The organism is Enterococcus bulliens (assembly GCF_053761865.1).
The window spans coordinates 124,819-148,861 of the sequence record NZ_JBSMXK010000003.1 but is presented as its reverse complement, the minus strand read 5'-3'; the positions used below and the strand labels follow the sequence as shown (position 1 = coordinate 148,861).

Sequence of the window (24,043 nt, the reverse complement as noted above, 5' to 3'; positions counted from 1 at the left end):
AGGATTTTTATTGTTAATAAGGAGTGCCGTTAGCATCACAAGCTTGAACTAGTCCTTGTGGTGATACACGATAAAATCCGGCGGTAACAGAACCACCTTGTTCGACCATCGAGAGCACAACCAATCTAATCAGATAATCTTGACCAATTTGTTTTATGGGAACGAAACTAAGGTCGTCAAGTGATTGATTTTTTGAAGTAAAATTATCTTTTAGGATTTGAATGGCTTTATCTTCGGTAAACAGAGGGTAACCTGATTCTTTGGCATACCAAGCAAGACCCTCATTTTTCCAACCTGAATTGATCAAACTTAACTGTTCAGCACCACTTGTCGTATAGTTATGCGTACCAACTTTTGCAAAAGGATTGTACGCTCGATAAACTGGCACTGTACCGTAACGATCCGAGTAAAAGGCAATCCCTTCATCTTTCCAACCAATAGAAACCAGTGCTGTTTTTTCAAAAGTATTTTGAGTATAATGATGATCTCCTGAGTTTTTGTTATAGAGTCTAAAGACAGATACATAGTCTTTAAATGGAGCGACCCAGCCAACCCCTTCGCTATTCCAACCCACAGTAGTAAGGTGTGTCATTTCATCAAGACTTTTTGTATAAAAATGCTCTCCAGAATTAGGATTATACATGCGATAAATCGGAATATACGTTAACTCTTCTGCTTGAACTTGAGTGGTGATACCGATGCCAACTAAAGATAAACCTAAGATACAACAACCAATTGCTTTTTTCATTTGGTAACGCTCCCTTCTTGATATGCTTAGTGTACTAAATTTTACGAATGAACTCAAATTAAGACATGCGCTCGCTAACCTCTAATAAAACAGTTATAATAAAGCAACGATGATAAAGGAGGTAGTGGATTGAAAACTATAAAAGAAGCGATACTAACACGTCGAACAGCAAAAAGAAGTTTGACTGATCCAGTAGAACAACAGCTTTTGTTGGATCTATTGGAACAAGCGAGTCAGGCACCATACCACAAAGAAGAACCTTGGTATGCCAAAGTGATCACTACGGAGGCGGAAAAAATATATTTAGCGCAAGAAATCATCGATTTTTATAAAGAAATCCGGCTTATTCATGACGATGCTTCAAAAGAAAAATTTACTAAAAAGATTAATCGCTTGATTAAAGAAGCACCAGCTACGATTTTGTTTGCGTATAAACAAGTACCACATAATCGACGTTTAGATAGTGATGCTTCACAGGCGACGGCTGCCTTGATCCAAAATTTTTCACTACTGCTAGATGAACATCGTTTGGTAGGGTTTTGGGCCTCATCACCATTTGTACTAAATGAAGAATTTACGCAACGTCTTGGGTTTCCAGAAGGAACCATACTTGTCGCAAATTATCGTGTGGGATATAAAGATGAAAGTTTAGCTTCCGGAGTGAGAAAACGCCGTCCAGTCAAAGAGTGGGTCAGCCAATTGGATATAAAGTAAACCATCACGTGCTAGTTATTTCTAGCACGTGATAGTTTTAGTTGATGAGTTAAGCGTTCTACGAAAGAGTCTAATGATGTTAAAAATGATGTCACGTTTTTATTTCAAACAAAACAAAAAGCTCAAAACACTGAAAAATCAATGTTTTGAGCTTGAAAACTAAATGATTATTTAGTTTCGCGGTGTTAAGAAAGTGGTATAAAATAACGAGTAAACTAGTGTGCTAGTTGGTGTAGCAATGATTGTAGTAACGAATAAACTCGTCTTACACGCATTTTGTGTGTACGTTTGTGGGTAAAAAAATCGTTAATTGTCCATAAACTCTGTGAATCGATCACTAGCATTGCGTTTGGATGTTTGTGTAATGTGTGTGTAGATATCCATTGTGATAGTTATAGATGAGTGACCCAGTCGTTCTTGAACATCTTTAAAGTTTGCTCCAGCTTCAAAGAGTAAACTTGCGTGCGTATGCCGAAACCCATGATTTCCTAATCGATGTAACTTAGCTTGGTCCGCAATTTTATTTGAGCGATTATAAATGTTTTGTCTCGGGATAATTTTTCCACGTGGATTTGTAAAAATAGCAGAACATTTTTTTACACCCATCAACTTAAATATCTGGGTTTGTTTCTCGTGCCAAAAATCTAAATAGTTTATTGTTTTATCGTCAATAGTTATTATACGGTTCGATTGCCTTGTCTTAGGCTCTGTAATGATAAAGCCTTTCTCTTTATCAGACAATGTCTTATTAACGGTTATGAGCCTGTTAGAACGGTCTAAATCATTCCAAGTTAGTGCAAGAGCTTCACCGATTCGTAAACCAGTATACGCGAGCGTGTGGAATAATGTCATGTCGTAATTTGCATAATAAGTGTGTATTAAATTTTTTTCAGGTACTAATTTTTCATTTTCAATCGTTTGATTCAAAAAAATCTTTAGTTCTTCTTTTGTATAAAATTTATATTTTTCACGCTTGAGTTCAGTGTTGTTTCGTTTAGGAACTAATATTTTTCTAAACGGGTTACTATCAATTAGTTCTAATGACACACCATAATCCATTATCCGCCTCAAATAGCTTAGTAATTTAGTATACATGTCAAATTTTTTTGACCATTCATTGACTTGTTGTTGTGCAGTTTTCAAATCAATACGTTCAATAATTAAACCACCAAACGTAGGTAATATATATTTTTTAACTCTATAATCTGTAGCAATGTACGTAGATTCTCTAACAGATGATTTATAGTTTACAAGCCACATTTCATACAACTCGTTAAAAGTCGTCTTCTTATTTTTACTACCGAGATTGATTTTATTGTCCTTAAAATCAACCATTAACTGTGTTAGATCAGATTGTGCTGCTTTTTTTGTGGGAAATCCTTGCCGAGTTGTCTCAACTCGTTTTCCAGTGAGATAATCAATACCAATGTAGGCTTTATATTTCCAAGCTGATTGGCCATTCTTTTTTTGATATTGTGTAAATGTCGCCATATTGTCTACACCCCTTAAATTTGTTACAATAGGCGTAACAAAATAAGCCTATTGGTAGGTTATATATTGTACAGACACGCTCTCCGGTCGCCAAACTTGATGAGTGTGTCTATTTTATTGTGTTTTAAATTGCCAACCCATCCCTAATTTAAATCTATCTAAAACTTGCGAGTAGTTGTAGTGTCCATCGCTATCCGCGATAAGATTATCAATCATGAATTGATTTGCTTCGTACTCCATTTTTGAATGCATTGTAGATAAGTCATATAGATTAAACATATCAGTGTGACGTTTGATGTGTCCTAACTCATGATAGATAACACATCTGGCATCAATTTCAGACAACTCTTCATTCACAAATATTGTTTTGTATCCAGGAATGTAACAACCTTTGCACTCTAATTTCATATACACCAATTCAATATTTAATTGTTTTAATTCAGCATTAATGTCCATAGCACACCTCTAGTCGTCATGTAAACGACCTTCAATATACCCTAAAATGGCCGCTTTATCCTTCTCACTCAACTTTTTACCATCGAAACTAACTGCTCCATCAAGCATTTGTTTTAAATCATACTTTGATTCTTCTTCTTTAATTAATTCAAAGTGTTTGTTAGTTAACTGATCATCAAAAAATTTAAAATTCTTTTTAAATCTAGGGTCAATTTCAGATGCATCAACATTAAAAACTTTTGCAATTTTCAACGTGTTTTCTTCGGTGATTGTTGAACGCTTCGTGAAGTAACCTGATAATGTAGAAGCAGGTATTCCTGTTAAATCTGCAATTTGAGCTTGCGTTTTTCCATTCGTAATTTTAAGTAAGTTACTAGCAATTTCCTCTCTGAGTCTGATATCAAAATCAGATATTGGTTTTCGTCCCATGTTATTTTACCTCTTTTCGAAATGTCTTATTTTCTTCATGATAACTAGTTTTTTCGTTATTTTCAAGAATAAACTCGTTAAATTACAATGTTTTTTAATTAAAATAACGAAAAAAATCGTTGACACAACGAATAAACTCGTTATATACTTTATTCATCGAAAGGAGGAACAATGAATGACAAAAAAAATCTCTTTGGAAGGAGCAAGAATTTTAGCAGGATTATCACAGAAAGAAGCCGCTAAAAAATTCGGTGTACACTACCAAACACTTGCATCTTGGGAGGATGACCCTAGCAAGATGCAACGTAAATTTCAAGACATGATAAAGGACATTTATTATGTGTCAGACGACGCAATTTTTTTTGGAACTAAAAACGAGTTTACTCGTTATTACCAAAAAGAAAACAATTAGTAAACACATAAAATAACAAAAAAATGAGGTGATTTTTTTGGAGGTAATGTTGACTGAACAAAATGCAAATGAACTCAGAAACTTTATCTACGAATTAGTAAAAGATGAAATTGAGCGTGTTCGTAATGATACGAGTTTAGATAGACAAATTTTAAATCAACGTGAGATTGCGGAATATTTCGGTGTTTCAGCATTTACAATTCGGGAATGGGAAGGTAAGGGAATGCCATTTGTGAGTTATGGGGTCAAACTTAAATTTTATGATAAGAATGCCTGTCGAATTTGGTTAATGGAGAAAAGTAGGTGATCTAATGACAAACGAAAAAAAAATTATAGTCGACATCTTGTTACTAGCATTGGCTTTAGCAGCTTTTGCAATCGCATCTTGGTTAGCTCTGAAAGTTTTGTTGACAGTTCTGGCAATCGTCACTTTTGCATCAATATGTTTTGTGTATGGTTACAGTGCTTGCAAAGAAAAAATGACCGTGAGGGATGAACGATGAGTGATGAATAAAAAGCGAGAATCATCCTCGAAAATATGGATAAAAATGGTATCCAAATTAATTAGAATTTAGAAAAATATTATATGAATGGGATCATTGCAGGACTTGAAAGAAATTAAAAAAGATTGAAAGGGGGTGAGGAAATGAAAGGATATGTAGCGATTAGGCAGAATCAAGATAAATTAATAACTTCTTTCGAATGTCTTGACGCTAATCAAGTTGATGATCTTGTAGAAAATTTTAAACAAGATTCGATTAGATGGTACGGCAGTAGAATTGCTATCGATGAAGAACATGATGGTGATGCGATAATCTACAAAGTTATCGAGAACAACGCCTTCTGTTTAGAAACACTTAGTGTTATTAAACAAAAAAAAGACTGACCGCCGGCAAGCAAAGTCAGTCACTTAAAACACTTATAAGGAGAGTATACCACTATGAAATTAAAACCTCAAAATACACACAAGCACCTGTTAAATTTTATTGGTTCGCCTGTAAGACCTGTTTTAACTTGTTTCCACTATCAAAATGGTGATGTAGTAGCTACTAATAGCCATATTGTATTAAAAGTTAAAAACTTGTCTCCTGACAATCTAGGCGAATTTAATTTCAATCCAAAAACACTTGAAATTAATACGGATGCTTATCCGGACATAGATCGTGTAATTCCTACGAACTTTAGCTCCGAATGGAAGATTACACCATCGTCTTGTTCCGTCATTACTAAATTTCTTAAAGGTTTTCCAAAAAACACCAGTATTAAAGTCAAAGTTAATTTAGACGGATTGGAAATTTCAAATGGCGAAATTTCTTCACTGTTCCAGATTAGAAATGTTGGTGGCGACAATCGCGTTGAATTTACTTGTAATGCAACGTACTTAAAACACATTCTAGCGTTTGTTGCTGACTATACAAACGACCTCGTGACTTTTGGTTTCGTTAGTGAGATTCGTCCGATGGTCTTTAAAGTGGACGGAGAATTTACGGCAGTGTTAACGCCGTTAAGAACCTCGAAAGGACGTGCATAATTGTGATTTATCAAATACACACGGGGGAAGTCATCAATGTTGAAACGATGGAAGATATTCGTGGCTGGATGAATGACGACACGTATGAAATTGCTACGGATCTGATAGACGAAAAAGTAAACGAGATACGAGAACTAGAAAAGGAAATCTCTGCCCTAGAAGATAGTATCAAGGAACATGAATGGAAATTAAAAAACATTGTCAAACTTTGCGAAAAATATGTGAAGGATGTCGAAACGAAAGAACTAACAAAGAGCCAACTATTGACTCGATTTATCAGAATTTTAGATGAAGCTGAAAGCGAGGAATGAAAATGAGTGAAATTGAAAAACTAGCTAAGGAACTACAAGACTATACAATATCTCTTGGTAGCCATAAACATATACAGAATGTATCTAACCGTCTGGTGGAATTAACCGAGCAACCGCAACTATTAGGAGTGTCGAGAGTTGTTCAATATGAAAAAGGAAATGTAAAAGTGCAGGTTTCCGAAAAATTAAACGAAGATTTAGCAATGCATATTACATTTTTAGCAATGAATGTAGAAGCATTAGCTAATAAGTTAAGAGTATCTACAGAAACAGTGCTTGAGCTTGTAAAGGAGAATATTGAAACAGAGCTTATGATGTTTAATTTGGAACAGGAGGAAGAATGATGATTAATGTAACAGTAGGAAGAAAAGCAAAGACATTAAACGAAAACGTAGTGAAAATAGTAGGCGGAGCAATACTTAATTATTGCGATACAGGAGTAATTGACGAGAATGACCGAGACGTGATTTTAGTGCAATGCGAAAATGAGTCAGGAGACACGGAGTATTGGTTAGCTCATCAATTATCAGGAGTGGAGGAAGAGTGATGAAAGTATTAGATAAGGTCACAGGTGCAATAGTGGAAGTTGCGTTTATGACAAATAACGGCGTTGTATATCATCTGATTAATTCAGAGGGAGTAATCTACAGCAGATTCTCGGATGAAATTGAACAGGTAGAAGAGTGATCTTTAATTTCGCAATCGTCAGCGATAGCAAACAGGAGGAAGAATGATGAGGTTTAATGATGGCTTAACATTATTTAGTTTGTTGAATGGGGATAATAACGACACTAAGAACAACATTTTGAAGTCTCTTTATATATTAGAGGTGCATAAAGGGTCTGCGATATTTGAGTGTGAGCCATACGATTACGCATACAATACTAACAAAATGGATAAAACGCTTGAAAAAATTTGTAGAGTTATAGATAAACGCGAAAAAGCAATTTTCAAAAGATTGTCGCAAATATGTGACCATGAAATTAATAATCTTTCATTTACTTTTTACGATGATATGTCTGTTTATTCTGGTGGCACTAAATTTCTAGGCAAGAAAATGACGACTAATTTTTAGGAGGAAGAAAGATGAAGTGGTTATTTCCAAAATGGAAAATACCTAAAGGAGTATGGTAAATGAGCAAAACAAGCGAAAAGATAATAAAAAATAAAATTGTTGCAATCGAAAGAGCATTAGAAACCAACGATCAAGAGTTCATCAGACAATGGCATGGAAATAGAAGTTATGCTGAAACGGATTTAGAAGAATTGAAAGCAAGATTGAACTCTTTCCAAAATGGAAATGGTTGATGCAAAATTACACACACCAGTGAAATAGGAGGAATAAGATGGTACCAAGATTTAGAGCATTTTTAATTGAGGAGAAAACAATGCGAGATGTGGTAGATATTGATTTCGTCAGGAATATGTATTGTTTACAAGTGGGTGGAGCTACTATCGGGGAGTGGTTTTGGTATAGAGATTTATTCCTCATGCAATCCACAGGCCTAAAAGATAAGAATGGCGTGGAAATTTATGAGGGTGATGTAGTGGAAGCTGAAATCACGTTAGGTCATACAGATATTGGTGTTGTTAAATTTGAACGAGGTGAATTTAAGGTAGATGACGAAACAGAGGATATATTAAGTTTTGGTTTTTATTATAAATTTGAAGTTATCGGAAATATTTGGGAGGATCCCGAATTATTGGAGGAAGAATAGATGAAAGCAATTCTTAAATCAACAACGAATGCACAGATGTTATCAGAAGTAGATAAGACATTTCTATTTTACAATGCACCCGTTGAAAACCAACCATTCGCTTGCTATGGAATAGATACAAAAGCAGTCATATTATCAAGCGCGGTTGTATCAGTAGAATTATCAGACAATGCGCTAATAGTCACAACGAATAACAGCGAATATATTTTCGAGGTGATGGAATAATGTATCGAGCATGGGGCGTTGAGACGGGTAAAACCTACGTTGAGGCAGAAACATTAGAAGATGTGTGGAGAATGCTAGCACTAAAATTTCCAACGTTCTCAACGCAAAAAGACAAACGCGGACAGGTGAGAGCATCTTTTATCTATCCCGAACCGTTAAAAATTACGAAATTAGATTAGGTGGTGATGTAAATGCTAAACTTAAAATTTTTAGATTATAGAATAACCAATGACCATAACCAATTTATTTTATCGAGAGTACGAAAATCCGAAAACGGACAGATATCACTAGATAAAGATGGCAATGAAAATCTTAACGTCATGGGATATTACGACTTGAATAAACCGAAGCTTGTTTTACGAGCGATAGAGAACGATTTAATATTCAACGGGCAAGAAGAACTGACATCACGTAAAGAAGTAAGAGCACGCTGTATCGAGGTTGTATCACTATTGGAAGATATTAATGAAAGATTGATTGACAATGTCGGATCACATTAAGTTTTTTCCTCATCAGGAACGACTGTTAAATGATACTTACTCATTCAATCGAGTTGCTTATTATGTGGATATGGGTCTCGGTAAAACATTCATTGGGTCGGAAAAATTGTGGGAACTAAATACAGCCTATAATTTAGTGATTTGTCAAAAATCAAAAATAGATGATTGGAAAGAACACTTTGAGATGTTTTATCCTGAATACAATGTGATTGTGTTTGATAAACAATCACTCGAAATTATACGTTCAGAAACGATTTTAATCGTTAATTATGATAAAGCATGGCGTAGACCTGAGTTAACTCGTTTAAAAGACTTTACATTGCTTCTGGATGAATCATCCATGATTAAAAACGAACGCTCTAATCGCTCTAAATTCATCCTTAAATTGCATGCTAAAAATGTGATTCTGTTATCTGGTACACCTACCGGTGGAAAATATGAGGAACTCATTTCACAGGTTAATTTGTTGGGATGGAACATATCCAAAGATTTGTTTTTGAAACAGTATACGGAACGTGAATGGGATGAGTTGGATGGTGGATATAAAATCGTTGGATATAAAAATGTTGAACGGCTTAAACGAAAGTTGAGAAAATATGGTGCTGTGTTCATGAAAACAGAGGAAGTTTTTGATTTACCAAAGCAAAATCACATCAATGTAAAAGTAAAAAATACGAAATCTTATCATGAATTTTATAAACATCATATGGCAGAATATCAAAATGAGGTAATCATTGGAGATACACCAGCTAGTGCCAAAATGTACTTGCGACAGTTCGCAGGTTGGATGAATCATAACAAACTGGAAAAACTGAAAGAAATGATTCAATCTACCAGTGATCGATTAATAATTTTCTACAATTTCAAAAAAGAGTACGAAGTAATTTCAAATTTATGTACAGATTTAGAACGTCCAGTAAGCACCATCAACGGTGATTTAAAGGATTTAGAAGCCTATGAAAAACAGGAGAATAGTGTTTCTTTGATTCAATATCAAGCTGGTGCAATGGGCTTAAATTTACAAAAAGCTAATAAGGTTATCTATTTTACATTGACAGATAAAAGTGAGTTATTTGAGCAAAGCAAGAAACGTATACACCGAATTGGACAAGAACTACCATGTTTTTACTACTATCTGTTAACAGATGGGAGTATTGAATGGCGAATGTTACAGGTATTAAAAGAACGTCGAGATTATAACGACGCATTATTTGAGAAAGAGGAGATGTGAGAATGGATGTTTTAAAACTACTAGAAATATCACAACGATTTATTATTACGAAACAGGATGATGGTTCCTATGATATTGAGAGTAATAACAGTGATGTAGGATCATCAATTGATAAAACAGGTGATATCAAATATTTTCTGACGGGATGCTATAACTCGGGTTCCGATTGGATAAGTATTGATGTTGAAGCTTTAAACGAGTTAACGGAGTTATGTGAATTGATTTTAAAACAGGAGGGAAAATAATCATGGAAAACGAAGTAACACTATTTGAAAATCAATATTTACCGGTGATGGCAAATTATGCGCTACTAAATCAACAAATCAAAGATGCCCAAGAAAAATTGGATGGAATGAAAAATCAATTAGTCGAGGGCATGGATCAATATGATATTAAGTCGATTGATAATGACTACTGCAAAGTCACACGAGTTGAAGCGAGTGAATCAACGAGTATAGATTTTAAAAAATTTAATAGCAACGAACCAGAATTATATGAAGATTTGTTGAAAGATTACCCGAAAGTGACGAAACGAAAAGCAACCGTCATAATTACGGTGAAGTGAGATGAAGCGATATAAGAAGATGCATATCGTGAAGCACGCATTGGAACTTTATATCAAGCGTGAAGGGATATCAGAAAAGGACTTGGCCCAAGAAAAAGCAGTTCTGAAAGAAGTTACGGATGACATCGAGGACATGAAACGATGTTATGGAATTCGGACTAGGGGTGAAGTGAAATGAAAGAATCTGCATTTCAAAATAAAGTAATTAATTTTTTAAAAGAAAACGATGTTTGGTATGTCAAATACTGGGCAGGAAGTAAATTTACCAAAGAAGGTATCCCAGATATTCTAGCGTGTATCGACGGCACGTTTCATGGAATCGAATTAAAAAACGAAACGGGCCAGCCTAGTAAATTACAACTATACAACATCAAAAAAATTCGAGATTCAGGAGGTGAGGCCTACATTTTAAGACCACAAAATTTTTCAGAATGGAAGGAGAGATGGTTTGAGTGAGCAATGTAGAACATCCACAGCATTACAATGTAAATGGGACGGAAACAATCGAAGTAATAAAAGCAGGCATGAGTTCGGAACAGTTCGAAGGTTTTCTGGTAGGTAATATTCTGAAATATATAGCACGTTATAAGTTTAAAAATGGAGTTGAAGATTTGGAAAAAGCAGCATTTTATCTGGAACGATTGAAAGACGAAGTAGGTGAATAATTCATGCAGTATAGTTACTCACGAGTATCATTATTTAAACAATGTCCGTACCACTTTAAATTAAGATACATTGACCAAATGAAAGAAATACCAGACTATTCACCAACAAGTCCATTAATTTTAGGTCATGCGTTACACACTGGAATTGAGACAAACCGTAAAACCATGTTGAACGAGTATTATAAGTCATTTCCGATTTTAACAGATGAGCAAGTTAACGAAGCAATCAAATTGGAAATCATGTTACCGAAGGTTAAAGAATTCATCAAAGAGAATTTTGGAAGCTGCAAACTGATTCATGAGTATAAGATAGATAAACCAAATTACATTGGATATGTCGATTTGATTGCGATAACTCCGACTGGCGAATGTATTGTCATTGACTTTAAGTATAGTAATAACATTGACAGCTATCTTGAATCAGAACAATTACACATCTATAAACACTATCTTGAACAAGACGGTTTCAAAGTTAAAAAACTAGGATTTCTATTTGTGGGTAAAGTATCTGCACGACAATCTAAAACTGAGGATTTATTCCAATTTAGAAAACGAGTAAAGTCGTTAACTCAATCTGCAAAATTAACCTATGTACCCGTCGAATATGATGAGAAAAAAGTCACTAGTTTTTTACTAAGTATCAAAGAAATTGAGCACACTCATGAATACCCAAAAAACCCGAGTGGGAAATGTTTTGCTTGTGCTGCGATTGAGAACAAGAAAAAAGGTAAATGGACGGTGTTAACAGCACCAGATTATTTAGAAAAAATACAAGATAAGAATGGAGAGATTTTAATGGCATTACCTAGTACACAAAGACGAGATATTTCAAAGGTTACAAAAAAGGTTATGTGGTGGTATGGTGCACCATTTACAGGAAAAACGACTTTTGCCAATCAATTTCCTAATCCTTTAATGCTAAATACGGATGGTAACATTAAATTTGTAGATGCACCATTTGTGAGTATTGCAGACCAAGTGACAAGTACAGGACGTGTAACAAACGTTAAAAAGGCATGGGAAATTTTAGATGAAACAGTATCTGAATTAGAAAAAGGCGACAATGACTTCAAAACTATCATTTTCGACTTATTGGAAGATATGTATCAAGCTTGCCGGTTCTATGAATACGATAAATTAGGCATCGAACACGAATCAGACAACAGCTTTAAGGCTTGGGATATTATTCGAAACGCCTTTCTCCAAATGATTAAACGGATCGTGCATCTACCATACGACAATATTATATTCATTTCGCATGAAGACATTTCCAAAGATGTAACAAAAAAATCAGGCGACAAAATCACGAGTATCTCACCAAATCTACAAGATAAAGCAGCGTTAAAAGTAGCTGGTATGGTTGATATTGTTGGTCGTATTGTAGCAGATGATGACGTTCGAAAAATGGAATTTAAATCAAAAGATTATGTGTTTGGTGGTGGACGTTTACCAAACTTATCCGTAACTGAAATTGATTTAGATTTAGATCAGTTAGAAGATGTGTATCGTTTAGCAAACAAAGGATTAACTGTACACCCGGAAACGAATAAAGTCGAATCAGAAACGAATAAAGACGTTGAAGAAGAACCGAATAGACGCAGTAAACGAAAAAAATCTGAAGAAAATGAAGCCGAAGAAATTAATGAAACCAATGATGTGGAAGAAGAATCTGTAGAAACGGAAGAAAAATCAGCAGAAAAACCAAAGAGTGAACGTAGACGTAAAAAAGCCGAGGTTGAAGTGACAGACGATGAAACACCTCCTGGGGAAGAACCTGAAAAAGAAGAATTACCTAAACGAAAACGTCGTGAACGTACAACAGAAGAACCTGTTGAAGAAACAGAAGAACCACGTCGTCGCACTCGTCGTAGAAGAGATTAATCATAAAGGAGAATGATCATGAAAAAACAATTGAACACGAAAGAACAATGGTTTGCTGATACGCAAGAGGAAGCTGAGAAAATTGTATTGGATGCCAAAGAAGAATTTCCAGATGAATTAATCGGGTACAGTATCCAAGAAAAGTCAAATAAATCAGGTGAATATTTCTTAGTAAAACTAGACATGAAATTTAACACACCAGCAGGAATCATGGAAAGCGAGTTAGCAAATGGTGAAGATGATGAAGCTGAAGAATGGGAAGAAGAAACTACAACTACGGAGGATGATGAATAATGGCAGAACAAAAATTTGATTGGACTAAATTTGATAAAAAAGTAGATTTGAACGCGTTAAAAAACGATGTAAAGGAAGCAGAAAAAAATGGCGGTGGAGATTTCCCAGAGATTCCGGATGGCAAATATGAAGTTAAAGTGAAAAATATGGAGCTTGGTCAATCTAAAATCAAAGAAAACGGAACCGGTGGCGACCCAATGCTAAAAATTCAATTTGAAATTTTAGCTGGAGAATTCAAAGGGAACTTGATTTTTTATAATGGTGTAATGCAGCCAGGTAATGAAATTGCATTTGGATTTCAAGTGCACCGAAATAACGAAATGTTACGTAACTTGTGGGATGCAGATCACGATGAAGTAGATTTTAATGGATTTGCTGATTATGCCGATTTGGTTTTAGATATTGCAGAAGAAATCATTGAAGATGAATGGAATTATGTTTTAGACCAAAGCACGAATACAAAAAATCCTAATTTTAAAAATTATGAAATTGTAGAGATTTTAGATTAAAAAATAAGGGACGTGCTAAGCGTCCCTTTTTGTAAAGTAGGTGAGCAAATGATTACAACCGAACAAATTAACGCTTTATTAGGAATAAAAGAATCGTATCAGGCTTCAGACGTCCTGATGAAAATATTGTTCGACAAAACGAGACGTGAAGAACTGTTTAATCAATTTTTAGAAATAGATTGGGATTTAAACAAAGATATGTTCCACGTTTACTTTGAAGAAGAACATGCCAATAAAAAGAAGTATGCGCAAGACTTTACACCCGATTCGATTAGCATGTTGGTATCAAAGTTGATTGATGCTGAAGCAAACGGAATGGGCGGATTGCGAATGGATGTGGCTAGTGGAACAGGTTCGCTTGTTATAAAAAAATGGGTTGATGACCGAATGAAGCACACGCCATTTGACTATTATCCAAGCATGTATTTTTACCAATGTGAAGAATTATCAGATAGAGCATTGCCGTTTTTGTTATTTAATTTAATGATTCGTGGCATGAACGCAATTGTTATTCATGGTGACTCACTTAGCAGAGAAGCAAAACAAGTCTATTTTATCCAAAATACACACGATGATTGTATGAGATACAGCGACATGAACATTATGCCACACAACGATTTAGTGACTAAAGAATTTGATATTCGTAAATGGTTGGAAGAGCCGGTAGATCATATCGAAAATAAGGAGTACCCAGATTACGTGAAGAAGGTGATTGAAAATGGACCGAAGGGGAACAAAATGGCTCAATAGTGAAATTGATTTTTTGAAAGAAAATTATGGTTTGATGCCAATATCAGAAATCGCCTTAAAACTAGAGCGAGGAGAAGATGCTGTCAGGAGTAGAGCAGGAGTAATGAAACTGGTCAAGCGAAAATATTTTAAGGATTATCACGAAGATATAAAACAAATGGCGTTAGCCGAAATGAGTGCAAGCGAAATTGCTGGAGAGTTAGGATTTACTCCTTCGAGCGTTTATAAATATTGTGAAGAAAATGAGATTGCATTGGTTAAATCTGCAATACCATTAGCCAAGCAAGCATTGGATTCAGGCTTTGAGCGTGAAAAAGCAATATATGACGAAACCCACAACACATTTGCTGATTGGTTTAAATACTGGTATATGTCGTATCGTTTTGAAAACATCCGTAACGTCACTAGGAACAAATATCGCGCGACATATGCACATTTTTTAAACACAAAAATAGGCAAGAAAAAATTAACAGAGCTTACTAGGGTAGATGTGCAGTCGTATATCAACTGGTATGGTAAAAACCACTCAAAAGTTACGGTTATCAACCAAATCCAACAGATCAGATCATCTTTAAATGATGCGCTGATTGACGGAAAAATAAAAACAAACCCGGCGTCTAATATAAAAATGGTATGGAAAGAACAAAATTTATCGCTGGAAGAGCAAAAAAAAATTGCGTGAAACAAAAAAATGGCTAGAAGCTGACGAGTACATGAAGCTTAAATATTATTTGATTTTTAAACTTAAAGAAGATTACAAGTCATGCGAAATTGAGAACCAAATACTGGACACCTTGATTTTTGTAGCTCTAAAAACAGGTGCTCGATTGGGTGAAATTTTAGGCTTAACGCATAAAGACATCTTTTTTAACGAATCTTATATCAATATTGATAAAACCTACGACTACAAACAAGACGAGACAGGAACATTTAAAAATACAAAAAATACCGCAAGCGTCCGTATTGTACCAGTTGACAAAGAAACATTGGATGTTTTGAAAGGGTACATGAATTGGTGCAAATTAGTCAAACTGAAAACGGTTGACGGAACGTTATTTATTGAGAAGGAACGGCGATTTTATAATTCAACACTCAATCATCATCTGAAGAAACTACTCTCTAGTTTGGGCATACAGCCAATAAGTTACCACAAATTGCGACACACGCAAGCCAGTCTGCTTATCTCGAAAAATGTACCTTTGCAAGTTATCGCTAAAAGGTTGGGGCATACCGACACCAATATGATTCAACGTGTTTATGGACATCTACTAAAAACAACCGAAGATAGAGGTAATCAATTGGTGTTGGAGTCGATATGAAGCTATTTAATGACGATCAAGCCCAATTTATTAGAGACAATTCGGACGGCAATAACGATCTAAAATTGTGCGAAATGGTCAAAGATAAATTTGGAATATCTGTCACAAAAAAGCAAATGGCCAACTGGCGCGGGAATCACAATGCCAGAAGCGTCACATCTCTTCGAGGGTGGAAAAAAGGGAAAAAGGCAGGTATTGATTTTAAGAATAAGCAGAAAACGAGTGTTCCACTTGGAACAGAGGGAATCGCAAAAGGTATCATAACCGTCAAAATCGCCGAAAATAAATGGATACCTAAGCAACGATTTTTATACGAGCAGGTATTTGGAAAAGTTCAAAGAAACGAAGTTGTTATTTTTTTAGATGGCAATAATAGGAATTTCGATTTAGAGAATCTAAAAAAAGTATCGCGTAGGCAACTAGCGATTATCAATCGTAAAAGAATGCTTACAGACAGCCGAGAATTAAACGAATCTGTCATTGCTTATTCGGCTTTAATTTCGAAAGTGAGTGAATTGGAACATGAAAAGAATGAAAAAGCAAAATCTAGGTGATTTAAATGGGTATTTGTTCGAAACGCTAGAAGCGCTCACGAATCCAGACATGTGCAAAGAAGAGCTTGAGATTGAAATGGAGAGGGCTAGAACAATAGCTACTGTCGCCGACAAGATTATCAGTGCCGGTGAGCTAGTATTGAGAACAGAACGAGTGTATGAACGCAATCAAGTTATCAATCCAAAAGTACCAGATATGCTAGAGGGTAACTTTGTGGATATAGATATAGATGAAGATTAAAAGGAGATGGTTGTCATTCTTTTTTATGACTACGAAGTCTTTAAATATGATTGGTTAGTTGTCATCATGGATACCGATACAAAACAAGAGCATGTCTTTGTAAACGATGTAGAAGCGCATAATAAGTTTTACCAGGAACACAAAAATGATTTATGGGTTGGATACAACAGCAATGGTTATGACAGATACATTTTAAAATCAATCGTTTGTGGTTTTGACCCAAAAACAGTGAATGATTTTATTATCGTTCAAAAGAAAAAAGGTTGGGAATTTAGTCGAACATTTAATACGATACAACTTTTTAATTATGATGTTCAACGTAGCAAGTTGTACTCACTAAAGCAACTAGAAGCTTTCATGGGTCATGATATCCGAGAAACGACCGTGCCATTTGATATTGATAGAAAATTAACAAATGATGAAATCGAAGAAGTCATTTTTTATTGTCGTCACGATGTACAAGAAACGATGGAAGTCTTTGCACATCAGTTAAATGAATTTGATAGTCATGTATCCCTTTTGAATGAATTTCAATTACCACTGCGAAACATATCAAAAACCCAAGCGCAACTAGCAAGCGTGATTTTAGGCGCGGAAAAACGAGAGTCAACTGGAGATGACCATGAAATATTTTTTCCTGAGACAATACAGATAAAAAAGTATAACCAAGTGGTGAATTTTTTTAAAAACTATCATCCCGAAAATAATAAGGAACTAAAAATTAACATTAGCAACGTTGAACATGTCTTTGCTGGTGGAGGTGTGCATGGTGCAATACCTAAGTTTGTGTATGAGTGTGGTCCAGACGAGTATATGATAATGGCGGACGTAGACCAGTTATATCCAACCATCATGATTCAATATGATTTATTATCTAGGGCGGTTAAAGAGCCAAAAAAGTTTTCAAATATTTTAGATACGTCATTACTTTTAAAGTCACAAGGAAAGAAAAAAGAACGTGAACCATTTAAGCGAATTTGTAATATAACGTATGGTAGTGAAGGGGATAAGTACAATGCAATGTATGATCCACGAAATCGATTATTGGTTTGTATCTTTGGACAATTATTGTTACTAGATTTGATTGAGAAACTTGAGAACATTCCAACTTATCAACTTATTCAATCAAACACTGACGGTATTTTAGTGAAAATAAATAAACGTGATTTTGAGTTGTTCGATGACATTGTTTATGCGTGGGAGCAACGAACAAAATTACACATGAGTTTTGATTTTTATAAAAAGATTTACCAAAAAGATGTCAATAATTATTTGGTAGTTGATTATGAAGGGAACCACAAATCAAAGGGTGCATACGTTAAAAAGTTAAGTCCACTAGATTATGATTTACCGATAGTTAACGAAGCGGTAGTGAACTATTTTGTAGATGGAACTCCGGTCAAAAAGACGATTTATGAATGTGATGAGTTAATTAAATTTCAAAAAGTAACGAAGGTAAGTGGGAAATTTAGTTATGCAATTTATGGTAAACGAAAACAATCGGAACGAGTATTTCGCTTGTTCGCAAGTAAATCAGGAAAACAATTAATGAAAGTGAAGAACCATGTACCACAGAAGATTAGTTATACACCTGATGTTTGTCGAATCATCAATACTGATGTAACCAAAGAAAAAGTCCCGGACTGGATAGACCGAGACTGGTATGTGAATCTAGCGAAAAAACGTATTACTGATTATGTGAGTTAGTTAAATTATCACTTCATGAAAGGTAGGTGAACAACAATATATAAAGGATATTTGAAAGGAACTGAAAAACGTGCAGCGGAGAGCTTTAAAGGTGATGATACAAAACTCATCACGTACAATGCTGCACGAAAGTATGATTCCTTTGTCGGAATTCTAGCAGATGAATTCGTAATGATTGATATTGATACACCTGCGGAAGCAAAGTTGTTTTTAAAAATTATCGATAGTCTAAAAATAGGATGTGCGGTACTAAAGACAACAAAAGGGATTCACGCTTATTTTAAAGGCTATGAATTAACAAAGAATAGTATCGAGTGGTATTCCCCAATTGGGATTAAGGTTACTACCAAGTTAGGGATAAAAAATACGGCTGATCCATTGCGTATCGATGGAAAAACGCGTAAATGGATACGCAAAACGAACGAGTATGATTCTCTTCCAAAGTGGCTTTATCCAATGGACAAAAAGAAAAATCATATTACCGAAATTGAAGAAGGTAATCGAAATCAAGAATTGTTCAATTATATTCTAAAATTACAATCTGTTGGCATGAGTAAGCGTGAAATTCGTGAAACGATTCGAATCATTAATAAGTATGTATTAAAAAATTCTTTATCAGACGATGAAATCAATATTATTCTTCGTGATGAAGCATTCATGAAAGAATCATTTTACAAAGGAAATACGTTCCTGCACGATCAATTTGCTAAATTTTTAATTGCTGAACACAACATTATATTAATAAATGATGTGCTGCATATTTATGTCGAAGGTATTTACTCAGATAAACAAAACGACATTGAAAAAGCGATGATTAAACATTTACCGACGCTAACAAAAGCCAAACGGTTAGAAGTTATGAGTTATTTACAACTTAAAGCTGAGGAACGTTTTTTAGCTCCAACAAATTATGTTGCGGTCCAAAACGGTATTTTAGATTTAAACACGTGGAAACTTTTGTCGTTTGATTCTGGGATTATCATTAAGAATAAAGTACCAGTTGATTATGTGCCAAGTGCTTATTATGAGATTACAGACAATACGTTAAACAAAATCGCGTGTCATGATAAATCATTACGAAACGTTTTAGAAGAAATCTTTGGTTATATTTTATTAAGACGAAATGAAATGGGTAAGGCATTCATTTTAACGGGTGGTGGTAGTAATGGGAAATCATCTTATCTTAAAATTGTTCGCAAGTTATCAGGAGATGAAAATACTTCGTCATTGGATTTGAAAGAATTAAACATGCGATTTAAAACTGCGGAACTATTTGGTAAATTGGCCAACATTGGTGATGATATTTCTGGAGAATACATTAAAGATAATTCAGAATTTAAAAAATTAGTCACGGGTGAAGCAATCAACGTTGAACGAAAGGGTAGAGACCCATTTGATTTTACAAATTATGCGAAACTAATTTTTAGTGCGAACCGTATGCCAAGAATCAACGACACATCGAGTGGTTTAATGCGACGATTGATGATGATTCCTTTCAACGCAAAGTTTAGTGCGAGTGATCCGGATTATGATCCATTCATACAAGATAAATTAATAAGTGATGAATCAATGCAATATGTTTTAAATTTGGCTATCAACGGTCTAAAACGTTTATTAAAAAATAAAAAATTCTCGCCTTCCAAAACAATTGAAAAAGAAATTTCAAATTACGAGGTTCAAAACAATCCGATCTTGGGCTTCTTGCAAGATACGGATACAAAAGCTGAGAATGAAGTTACTGGTGATGTGTTTAGATTGTATCAAGTTTGGTGTGCTGATAATGGCTATCAACATGTAGCCGCTAATACCTTCACACGAGAAATGAATCGAATTTTGGGATTCGAAACAAAAGTGCAAAAGATTGATGGTAAATCAAAGCGTGTTTTTGTATCAAATAAAAAATAAAAAATTTTTTTTAAAATTGTTCGTGACCTTTTTTGTATCAAAACCCCCACTTTTTGACCTGTTTTTGGTCACGAAATCACCTGTTTTTGTGACCTTTTTTGGTAAAAATGGTCAAAGTTACGGTATAAAGTGTAACTGGTTACGGTATACCGTAACCGCTGAAAGCCTTGTGGGAGTAAGAGTACAGCGGTTACGGTTACGGTGTTACGGTATGTTTCACTTTCTTTTATATATTACTATCTAAAAAAATTAAATTAATATATATAATAAAAAAATACTATATATACCGTAACCTTTACGCTTGTAAACGGTCTGTACCCGTTGAGCCACAAGGGATACATACGGTTACGGTATGGTTACGGTGGTTACGGTATAGGAGGGGAAATCGATTGCGAGATGAAACAAAAAAGAAAAAATATTTTTTAAAACGATATCGAAACTATTTGATTCGTATTGAGCGACTAGAAGAAAAACTTTTATTAATTGATCATCAATTGTTAGGTGTAAAAAGTGTAGGAATATCTGACATGCCACGCGGTGGAACTCCGTTAACAAAAGATGATTTGTTAATTAAAAAAGAAGAAACAGAACAACGAATACAAAACTTAGTCGACATCTCCAGAAAAGTAAAACATGAACTATATGCTTGCATTGAAACATTAGATGACTATCGTTTTGCAGAAGTATTAGAAAATTATTTCATTGACGGATTAACTTTAGAGGAAATTGCAGAAATGAAAAACTATTCGGTTCAACACGTTGGTTATTTGTACGGTAAAGGGCTAGATAGGATAACTATTGTAAATAATGATGAATAAATAATAAGATATTTATCTTATGTCTATCTTATCGTTTTTAACTTATTATGATAGTATAGAAAAATTTGTAGAGACGTTCCTCACGTCTCTTTTTTTGTGGAGAAACACTATGAAGAAAGCTAATCCATTTTATCTAACAACCGAATGGCGACAGAAACGAATAGAAATACTCGAACGCGATCATTATGAATGCCAAGAATGCAGACGAAACGGAAAGCTAACAACAGCATACGATGCGATACTAGAGATTGACCACATCAAAGAGCTAGACAAGTATCCAGAGTTGGCTTGGGATAACGATAACTTACAAACGCTTTGTCGGAGTTGCCACAACAAGAAGCATAAGAGGTTTGAGTTCAAGGATTCAGTGAGGAAAAGAAAGTGGGATGATGAGTGGTGGTAGTACATGGATGGTCGAAGCCCAAACGCGCTGGCGCAACACCACCTTTATTCGAAAGAATACATGGAGGTAAAGCATCAATGAGCAAAGAAGGATCCGTAATTCAAAATGCAAGTGAATCAACACACGAGGTAAGTGCTTGGCTTCAAGATACAATTAATAAGTTGAAATCATTTAAGCAACGAGTCGATGATGGCCAGGTGATCGTCAAGGATGGAGACTACAGCGAAACTCATCCAGCACCAGACAGAGAAGAAGTAACGTATGATTATATTTCGCTGTCAATCGATTTCGTTGAAACAAAATCCCAAAATAAGACCGAATAACACGTGAAAGTGGGGACCAACATACCCCCGGTCGAATTATTTTGGGTTCAAATGGTGATTTCGGGAACCGGTGGATGGGGTCAACTGACCAAATTTATACCATAAAAATTTTTACTAGGGGGTGTGGGCAATTAGGATAGCAGATTTAAAAAAGCAATTATTAAGTCAAATTGATGAAAACGATCAATTAGAATTGGAGAAAGTTGAGCGTTACCTTGATTTAGTAAGGCTTTATAAAAAAATGAATTCGTCTATTACAAGATATGGTGCAATGGTGGAGGTTGAAAATGGGTCTCAAAAATTTGTAAAACCTAATCCTGCAATCGCTGAAAAAGTGAAAATTTCTCGCGCACTAATTGCACTTGGAAAAGACCTGAGTTTGGATGATACGTCAAAAATCATTACCGACAATGAAGATGATTATAGTGAGAGTGATCTAACATGATACATCAAAAACATGTTGATTATTATATTGAACAATTCAAATCAGGGGAAATAAAGTTTAACCAAGAACGAAAAGATTTAATTGAATACTTGGAAAGAGATGTATTGAGTCGAGATGATGTTTACTTCGATGATGAAATGATTGATAAATGTATCTCATATGGTGATAAGTGGTTTTTCCCCATGCAGCCATTCCAAAAATTTTTAATTGCATTTGTTTTTCTCTTTTTCAAGAAAAATAATCGAAATGTTTACAGGAAATTCCTGTGGATGTTTGGACGTGGTGGTGGGAAAAATGGACTGCTTTCGGTAGTATTAAATTTTCTTCAAACAGAAGTACATGGAATTATGGATTACAATATTTCCATTGTGGCCAATAGTGAAGATCAAGCAAAAACTTCTTTTGAAGAAATCTACAATACAATCAAAAGAAATAAGACATTACAAAAGGCATTTGAATATGGTAAAACGGTTATTACTAGTAAAAAAACTGGTAGTAAGATTAAATTTCGAACGAGCAATGGCGATACAAAAGATGGATTGCGAGATGGAGCAGTAGCTTTTGATGAAATTCATCGATATGAATCAAATAAAGATGTAAAAGTTCATATCAGTGGACTTGGTAAACGTCCGAATCCGAGAGAGTTTTATGTGGGTACTGACGGTTATGTTCGTGAGGGATTCTTGGACAACATGAAAGAAAAAGCAAAAAGAGTGTTGAGCGGTTCAGTCCGTTTCAATGCTCTTTTTCCTTTCATTTGCAAGCTGGACTCAGAAGAACAGGTTAATGATCCTGATAACTGGGAATTAGCCAATCCTATGTTTCACCAGCCACTATCTGAGTATGCGGATAATCTTTACGAAACTGTTATGGAGGAATACGAGGATTTGGAAGACGATCCAAGCAACCGAGAAGAGTTCATGACTAAACGTATGAATTTACCTGTCACAGACTTAGAACGATCTGTGGCTAGTCGTGAAGAGATTCTGGCAACAAACAGACCATTCCCAAAAAACCTAATCGGCAAACAAGCCATTGGCGGTTTAGACTATGCAAGTCTGCGTGATTTCGCCGCTTGTGGGCTTTTGTTTCGTGACGGGGATGATTATGTATTCAAGACCCATTCGTTCGTTAGAAAGCAATTTGTGGACATTTACTACGGGTATTCTCGTAAAGCATCTGAAACTACAAAAGAAAAATTCGCACCAATTAGGGAATGGGAAGAAAAAGGGTTGCTAACTGTCATAGATGGGCCCACAATCGATCCTAAAACAGTTGTCGGCTGGTTTGTTGAACAACGTGAAAAATACGGCATAACGAAAATAGTAGCCGATAATTTCCGGATGGATTTATTGCGACCATTGTTTTTGGAAGAAGGATTTGAAATCGAAGTGATTAGAAATCCAACAGCTGCTGATAATTTATTAGCGCCAAGGATTGAAGATGCATTTGCAAATAATCATATTATCTTTGGTGATAATCCCCTCATGCGATGGTACACAAACAATGTACTAGTTAAAACTAACGGTGATGGGAATAAATCGTATAAGAAAAAAGAAGAAATTCGTCGCAAAACAGATGGCTTTAAGGCTTTTGAATATTGTCTCTGGCGCGCTGATGAGATTGTTAATTACGATTACGATGATGCCTTTGATATGTTGGATGAAATCGAATTTTAGAAAGTGAGTGACCGTTATGTATAAACCACACTACCTAAACGTGAAACGAGAAACGAAAACTATCATGGCTGGTAATGTTCCGTATTGGACCAAAACAACTACGGTGTATAACGGTCGAAAGAAAGAGGTAGAACGAAAAGTCGACAAGTCGGGACGGCATTTTAAAGGAGTGAAATAATATGGATTGTCCGGTACCAAACAAGAAAGATAAACGGGATT

The 24,043-nt window shown here is 35.1% G+C and carries 40 protein-coding genes; 36 read left to right on the top strand and 4 right to left on the bottom strand.

Annotated features, from left to right (window positions below):
• Positions 1-13: 13 nt before the first annotated feature.
• Positions 14-748 carry a hypothetical protein gene (locus tag ACWOEC_RS03095; protein ID WP_455305889.1) on the bottom strand — a complete coding sequence of 245 codons (735 nt, stop codon included), beginning with the start codon at positions 746-748 and terminating at the stop codon, positions 14-16.
• Between the two features lie 129 nt (positions 749-877).
• Between ACWOEC_RS03095 and ACWOEC_RS03090 the strand changes: the two genes are divergently transcribed.
• Positions 878-1,462 carry a nitroreductase family protein gene (locus tag ACWOEC_RS03090; RefSeq protein ID WP_455305888.1) on the top strand — a complete coding sequence of 195 codons (585 nt, stop codon included), beginning with the start codon at positions 878-880 and terminating at the stop codon, positions 1,460-1,462.
• Positions 1,463-1,768: 306 nt separating this feature from the next.
• On the opposite strand, the gene ACWOEC_RS03085 is transcribed toward ACWOEC_RS03090, so the two are convergent.
• The 3 genes from ACWOEC_RS03085 to ACWOEC_RS03075 all read right to left on the bottom strand — a co-directional run bounded on the left by ACWOEC_RS03085 (position 1,769) and on the right by ACWOEC_RS03075 (position 3,838).
• Entirely contained in the window at positions 1,769-2,953 is a 1,185-nt protein-coding gene (locus ACWOEC_RS03085) for a tyrosine-type recombinase/integrase (protein ID WP_455305887.1), read from the bottom strand.
• A 114-nt stretch (positions 2,954-3,067) separates the two neighbouring features.
• Positions 3,068-3,409, bottom strand: a complete 342-nt coding sequence (locus ACWOEC_RS03080; protein ID WP_455305886.1) for an ImmA/IrrE family metallo-endopeptidase — start codon at positions 3,407-3,409, stop codon at positions 3,068-3,070.
• A gap of 9 nt (positions 3,410-3,418) precedes the next feature.
• A complete protein-coding gene (locus tag ACWOEC_RS03075; protein ID WP_455305885.1) occupies positions 3,419-3,838 on the bottom strand; it encodes a helix-turn-helix domain-containing protein in 420 nt (139 codons plus the stop codon).
• Between the two features lie 175 nt (positions 3,839-4,013).
• Here ACWOEC_RS03075 and ACWOEC_RS03070 point away from each other — a divergent pair, with 175 nt between their 5' ends.
• The 35 genes from ACWOEC_RS03070 to ACWOEC_RS02900 all read left to right on the top strand — a co-directional run bounded on the left by ACWOEC_RS03070 (position 4,014) and on the right by ACWOEC_RS02900 (position 23,824).
• Positions 4,014-4,250 carry a helix-turn-helix transcriptional regulator gene (locus tag ACWOEC_RS03070; RefSeq protein ID WP_251869160.1) on the top strand — a complete coding sequence of 79 codons (237 nt, stop codon included), beginning with the start codon at positions 4,014-4,016 and terminating at the stop codon, positions 4,248-4,250.
• Between the two features lie 49 nt (positions 4,251-4,299).
• Positions 4,300-4,557, top strand: coding sequence for a hypothetical protein (locus tag ACWOEC_RS03065; RefSeq protein ID WP_455305884.1), 258 nt, complete (start codon positions 4,300-4,302; stop codon positions 4,555-4,557).
• A gap of 4 nt (positions 4,558-4,561) precedes the next feature.
• Complete coding sequence (locus ACWOEC_RS03060) at positions 4,562-4,753, top strand: hypothetical protein (RefSeq protein WP_455305883.1); 192 nt, start codon at positions 4,562-4,564, stop codon at positions 4,751-4,753.
• A 143-nt stretch (positions 4,754-4,896) separates the two neighbouring features.
• The gene (locus ACWOEC_RS03055) at positions 4,897-5,136 is read left to right on the top strand and encodes a hypothetical protein (protein ID WP_455305882.1); all 240 of its coding nucleotides are present in this window, start codon (positions 4,897-4,899) and stop codon (positions 5,134-5,136) included.
• 54 nt (positions 5,137-5,190) lie between these two features.
• Positions 5,191-5,781: a hypothetical protein gene (locus ACWOEC_RS03050; RefSeq protein WP_455305881.1), complete on the top strand. Its 591-nt coding sequence runs from the start codon at positions 5,191-5,193 to the stop codon at positions 5,779-5,781.
• A 2-nt stretch (positions 5,782-5,783) separates the two neighbouring features.
• Positions 5,784-6,092, top strand: coding sequence for a hypothetical protein (locus ACWOEC_RS03045; RefSeq protein ID WP_455305880.1), 309 nt, complete (start codon positions 5,784-5,786; stop codon positions 6,090-6,092).
• A gap of 2 nt (positions 6,093-6,094) precedes the next feature.
• Positions 6,095-6,436: a hypothetical protein gene (locus ACWOEC_RS03040; RefSeq protein ID WP_455305879.1), complete on the top strand. Its 342-nt coding sequence runs from the start codon at positions 6,095-6,097 to the stop codon at positions 6,434-6,436.
• Complete coding sequence (locus ACWOEC_RS03035; RefSeq protein ID WP_455305878.1) at positions 6,436-6,639, top strand: hypothetical protein; 204 nt, start codon at positions 6,436-6,438, stop codon at positions 6,637-6,639. Before ACWOEC_RS03040 ends, ACWOEC_RS03035 begins: the two co-directional genes overlap by 1 nt.
• Positions 6,639-6,779 (top strand): hypothetical protein, encoded by a 141-nt coding sequence (locus ACWOEC_RS03030; RefSeq protein ID WP_455305877.1) that lies wholly within the window; start codon positions 6,639-6,641, stop codon positions 6,777-6,779. The genes ACWOEC_RS03035 and ACWOEC_RS03030 overlap by 1 nt, the downstream gene beginning before the upstream one ends.
• A gap of 46 nt (positions 6,780-6,825) precedes the next feature.
• On the top strand, positions 6,826-7,167 hold the full coding sequence (locus tag ACWOEC_RS03025) for a hypothetical protein (RefSeq protein WP_455305876.1): 342 nt from the start codon (positions 6,826-6,828) through the stop codon (positions 7,165-7,167).
• Between the two features lie 59 nt (positions 7,168-7,226).
• Positions 7,227-7,400, top strand: a complete 174-nt coding sequence (locus tag ACWOEC_RS03020) for a hypothetical protein (RefSeq protein ID WP_455305875.1) — start codon at positions 7,227-7,229, stop codon at positions 7,398-7,400.
• A gap of 38 nt (positions 7,401-7,438) precedes the next feature.
• On the top strand, positions 7,439-7,810 hold the full coding sequence (locus tag ACWOEC_RS03015; RefSeq protein WP_455305874.1) for a YopX family protein: 372 nt from the start codon (positions 7,439-7,441) through the stop codon (positions 7,808-7,810).
• Positions 7,811-8,035 (top strand): hypothetical protein, encoded by a 225-nt coding sequence (locus ACWOEC_RS03010; protein ID WP_455305873.1) that lies wholly within the window; start codon positions 7,811-7,813, stop codon positions 8,033-8,035.
• A complete protein-coding gene (locus tag ACWOEC_RS03005; protein WP_455305872.1) occupies positions 8,035-8,214 on the top strand; it encodes a hypothetical protein in 180 nt (59 codons plus the stop codon). Before ACWOEC_RS03010 ends, ACWOEC_RS03005 begins: the two co-directional genes overlap by 1 nt.
• Before the next feature lie 12 nt (positions 8,215-8,226).
• On the top strand, positions 8,227-8,535 hold the full coding sequence (locus ACWOEC_RS03000) for a hypothetical protein (protein WP_455305871.1): 309 nt from the start codon (positions 8,227-8,229) through the stop codon (positions 8,533-8,535).
• The gene (locus tag ACWOEC_RS02995; protein WP_455305870.1) at positions 8,519-9,766 is read left to right on the top strand and encodes an SNF2-related protein; all 1,248 of its coding nucleotides are present in this window, start codon (positions 8,519-8,521) and stop codon (positions 9,764-9,766) included. The genes ACWOEC_RS03000 and ACWOEC_RS02995 overlap by 17 nt, the downstream gene beginning before the upstream one ends.
• A 2-nt stretch (positions 9,767-9,768) precedes the next feature.
• On the top strand, positions 9,769-10,011 hold the full coding sequence (locus ACWOEC_RS02990; protein WP_455305869.1) for a hypothetical protein: 243 nt from the start codon (positions 9,769-9,771) through the stop codon (positions 10,009-10,011).
• 2 nt (positions 10,012-10,013) lie between these two features.
• A complete protein-coding gene (locus ACWOEC_RS02985; RefSeq protein WP_455305868.1) occupies positions 10,014-10,331 on the top strand; it encodes a hypothetical protein in 318 nt (105 codons plus the stop codon).
• Between the two features lie 174 nt (positions 10,332-10,505).
• Positions 10,506-10,787 (top strand): VRR-NUC domain-containing protein, encoded by a 282-nt coding sequence (locus tag ACWOEC_RS02980; RefSeq protein WP_251854350.1) that lies wholly within the window; start codon positions 10,506-10,508, stop codon positions 10,785-10,787.
• Positions 10,784-10,996, top strand: a complete 213-nt coding sequence (locus tag ACWOEC_RS02975; protein WP_251854351.1) for a DUF3310 domain-containing protein — start codon at positions 10,784-10,786, stop codon at positions 10,994-10,996. Before ACWOEC_RS02980 ends, ACWOEC_RS02975 begins: the two co-directional genes overlap by 4 nt.
• Before the next feature lie 3 nt (positions 10,997-10,999).
• Positions 11,000-12,877: an AAA family ATPase gene (locus tag ACWOEC_RS02970; protein ID WP_455305867.1), complete on the top strand. Its 1,878-nt coding sequence runs from the start codon at positions 11,000-11,002 to the stop codon at positions 12,875-12,877.
• 18 nt (positions 12,878-12,895) lie between these two features.
• A complete protein-coding gene (locus ACWOEC_RS02965; RefSeq protein WP_455305865.1) occupies positions 12,896-13,171 on the top strand; it encodes a hypothetical protein in 276 nt (91 codons plus the stop codon).
• A complete protein-coding gene (locus tag ACWOEC_RS02960) occupies positions 13,171-13,680 on the top strand; it encodes a DUF669 domain-containing protein (protein WP_455305863.1) in 510 nt (169 codons plus the stop codon). Before ACWOEC_RS02965 ends, ACWOEC_RS02960 begins: the two co-directional genes overlap by 1 nt.
• A gap of 48 nt (positions 13,681-13,728) precedes the next feature.
• Positions 13,729-14,430, top strand: coding sequence for an N-6 DNA methylase (locus ACWOEC_RS02955; RefSeq protein WP_251854355.1), 702 nt, complete (start codon positions 13,729-13,731; stop codon positions 14,428-14,430).
• Positions 14,399-15,112 carry a phage integrase SAM-like domain-containing protein gene (locus ACWOEC_RS02950; protein ID WP_455305861.1) on the top strand — a complete coding sequence of 238 codons (714 nt, stop codon included), beginning with the start codon at positions 14,399-14,401 and terminating at the stop codon, positions 15,110-15,112. The genes ACWOEC_RS02955 and ACWOEC_RS02950 overlap by 32 nt, the downstream gene beginning before the upstream one ends.
• Entirely contained in the window at positions 15,105-15,749 is a 645-nt protein-coding gene (locus tag ACWOEC_RS02945) for a site-specific integrase (protein ID WP_455305859.1), read from the top strand. Before ACWOEC_RS02950 ends, ACWOEC_RS02945 begins: the two co-directional genes overlap by 8 nt.
• The gene (locus ACWOEC_RS02940) at positions 15,746-16,303 is read left to right on the top strand and encodes an HNH endonuclease (RefSeq protein WP_455305857.1); all 558 of its coding nucleotides are present in this window, start codon (positions 15,746-15,748) and stop codon (positions 16,301-16,303) included. The genes ACWOEC_RS02945 and ACWOEC_RS02940 overlap by 4 nt, the downstream gene beginning before the upstream one ends.
• A complete protein-coding gene (locus tag ACWOEC_RS02935; protein ID WP_455305855.1) occupies positions 16,281-16,544 on the top strand; it encodes a hypothetical protein in 264 nt (87 codons plus the stop codon). The genes ACWOEC_RS02940 and ACWOEC_RS02935 overlap by 23 nt, the downstream gene beginning before the upstream one ends.
• 6 nt (positions 16,545-16,550) lie before the next feature.
• A complete protein-coding gene (locus tag ACWOEC_RS02930) occupies positions 16,551-18,251 on the top strand; it encodes a hypothetical protein (RefSeq protein ID WP_455305853.1) in 1,701 nt (566 codons plus the stop codon).
• 51 nt (positions 18,252-18,302) lie between these two features.
• Positions 18,303-20,156 carry a phage/plasmid primase, P4 family gene (locus ACWOEC_RS02925; protein WP_455305851.1) on the top strand — a complete coding sequence of 618 codons (1,854 nt, stop codon included), beginning with the start codon at positions 18,303-18,305 and terminating at the stop codon, positions 20,154-20,156.
• A gap of 389 nt (positions 20,157-20,545) precedes the next feature.
• Positions 20,546-20,974, top strand: a complete 429-nt coding sequence (locus ACWOEC_RS02920) for an RNA polymerase sigma factor (protein ID WP_251854361.1) — start codon at positions 20,546-20,548, stop codon at positions 20,972-20,974.
• Positions 20,975-21,083: 109 nt separating this feature from the next.
• The gene (locus tag ACWOEC_RS02915) at positions 21,084-21,377 is read left to right on the top strand and encodes an HNH endonuclease (RefSeq protein ID WP_455305849.1); all 294 of its coding nucleotides are present in this window, start codon (positions 21,084-21,086) and stop codon (positions 21,375-21,377) included.
• A gap of 77 nt (positions 21,378-21,454) precedes the next feature.
• On the top strand, positions 21,455-21,700 hold the full coding sequence (locus tag ACWOEC_RS02910) for a hypothetical protein (RefSeq protein WP_455305847.1): 246 nt from the start codon (positions 21,455-21,457) through the stop codon (positions 21,698-21,700).
• Between the two features lie 121 nt (positions 21,701-21,821).
• Positions 21,822-22,145 (top strand): P27 family phage terminase small subunit, encoded by a 324-nt coding sequence (locus ACWOEC_RS02905; protein WP_251854365.1) that lies wholly within the window; start codon positions 21,822-21,824, stop codon positions 22,143-22,145.
• Positions 22,142-23,824 carry a terminase TerL endonuclease subunit gene (locus ACWOEC_RS02900; protein WP_455305845.1) on the top strand — a complete coding sequence of 561 codons (1,683 nt, stop codon included), beginning with the start codon at positions 22,142-22,144 and terminating at the stop codon, positions 23,822-23,824. The genes ACWOEC_RS02905 and ACWOEC_RS02900 overlap by 4 nt, the downstream gene beginning before the upstream one ends.
• The last annotated feature ends 219 nt before the right edge of the window (positions 23,825-24,043 follow it).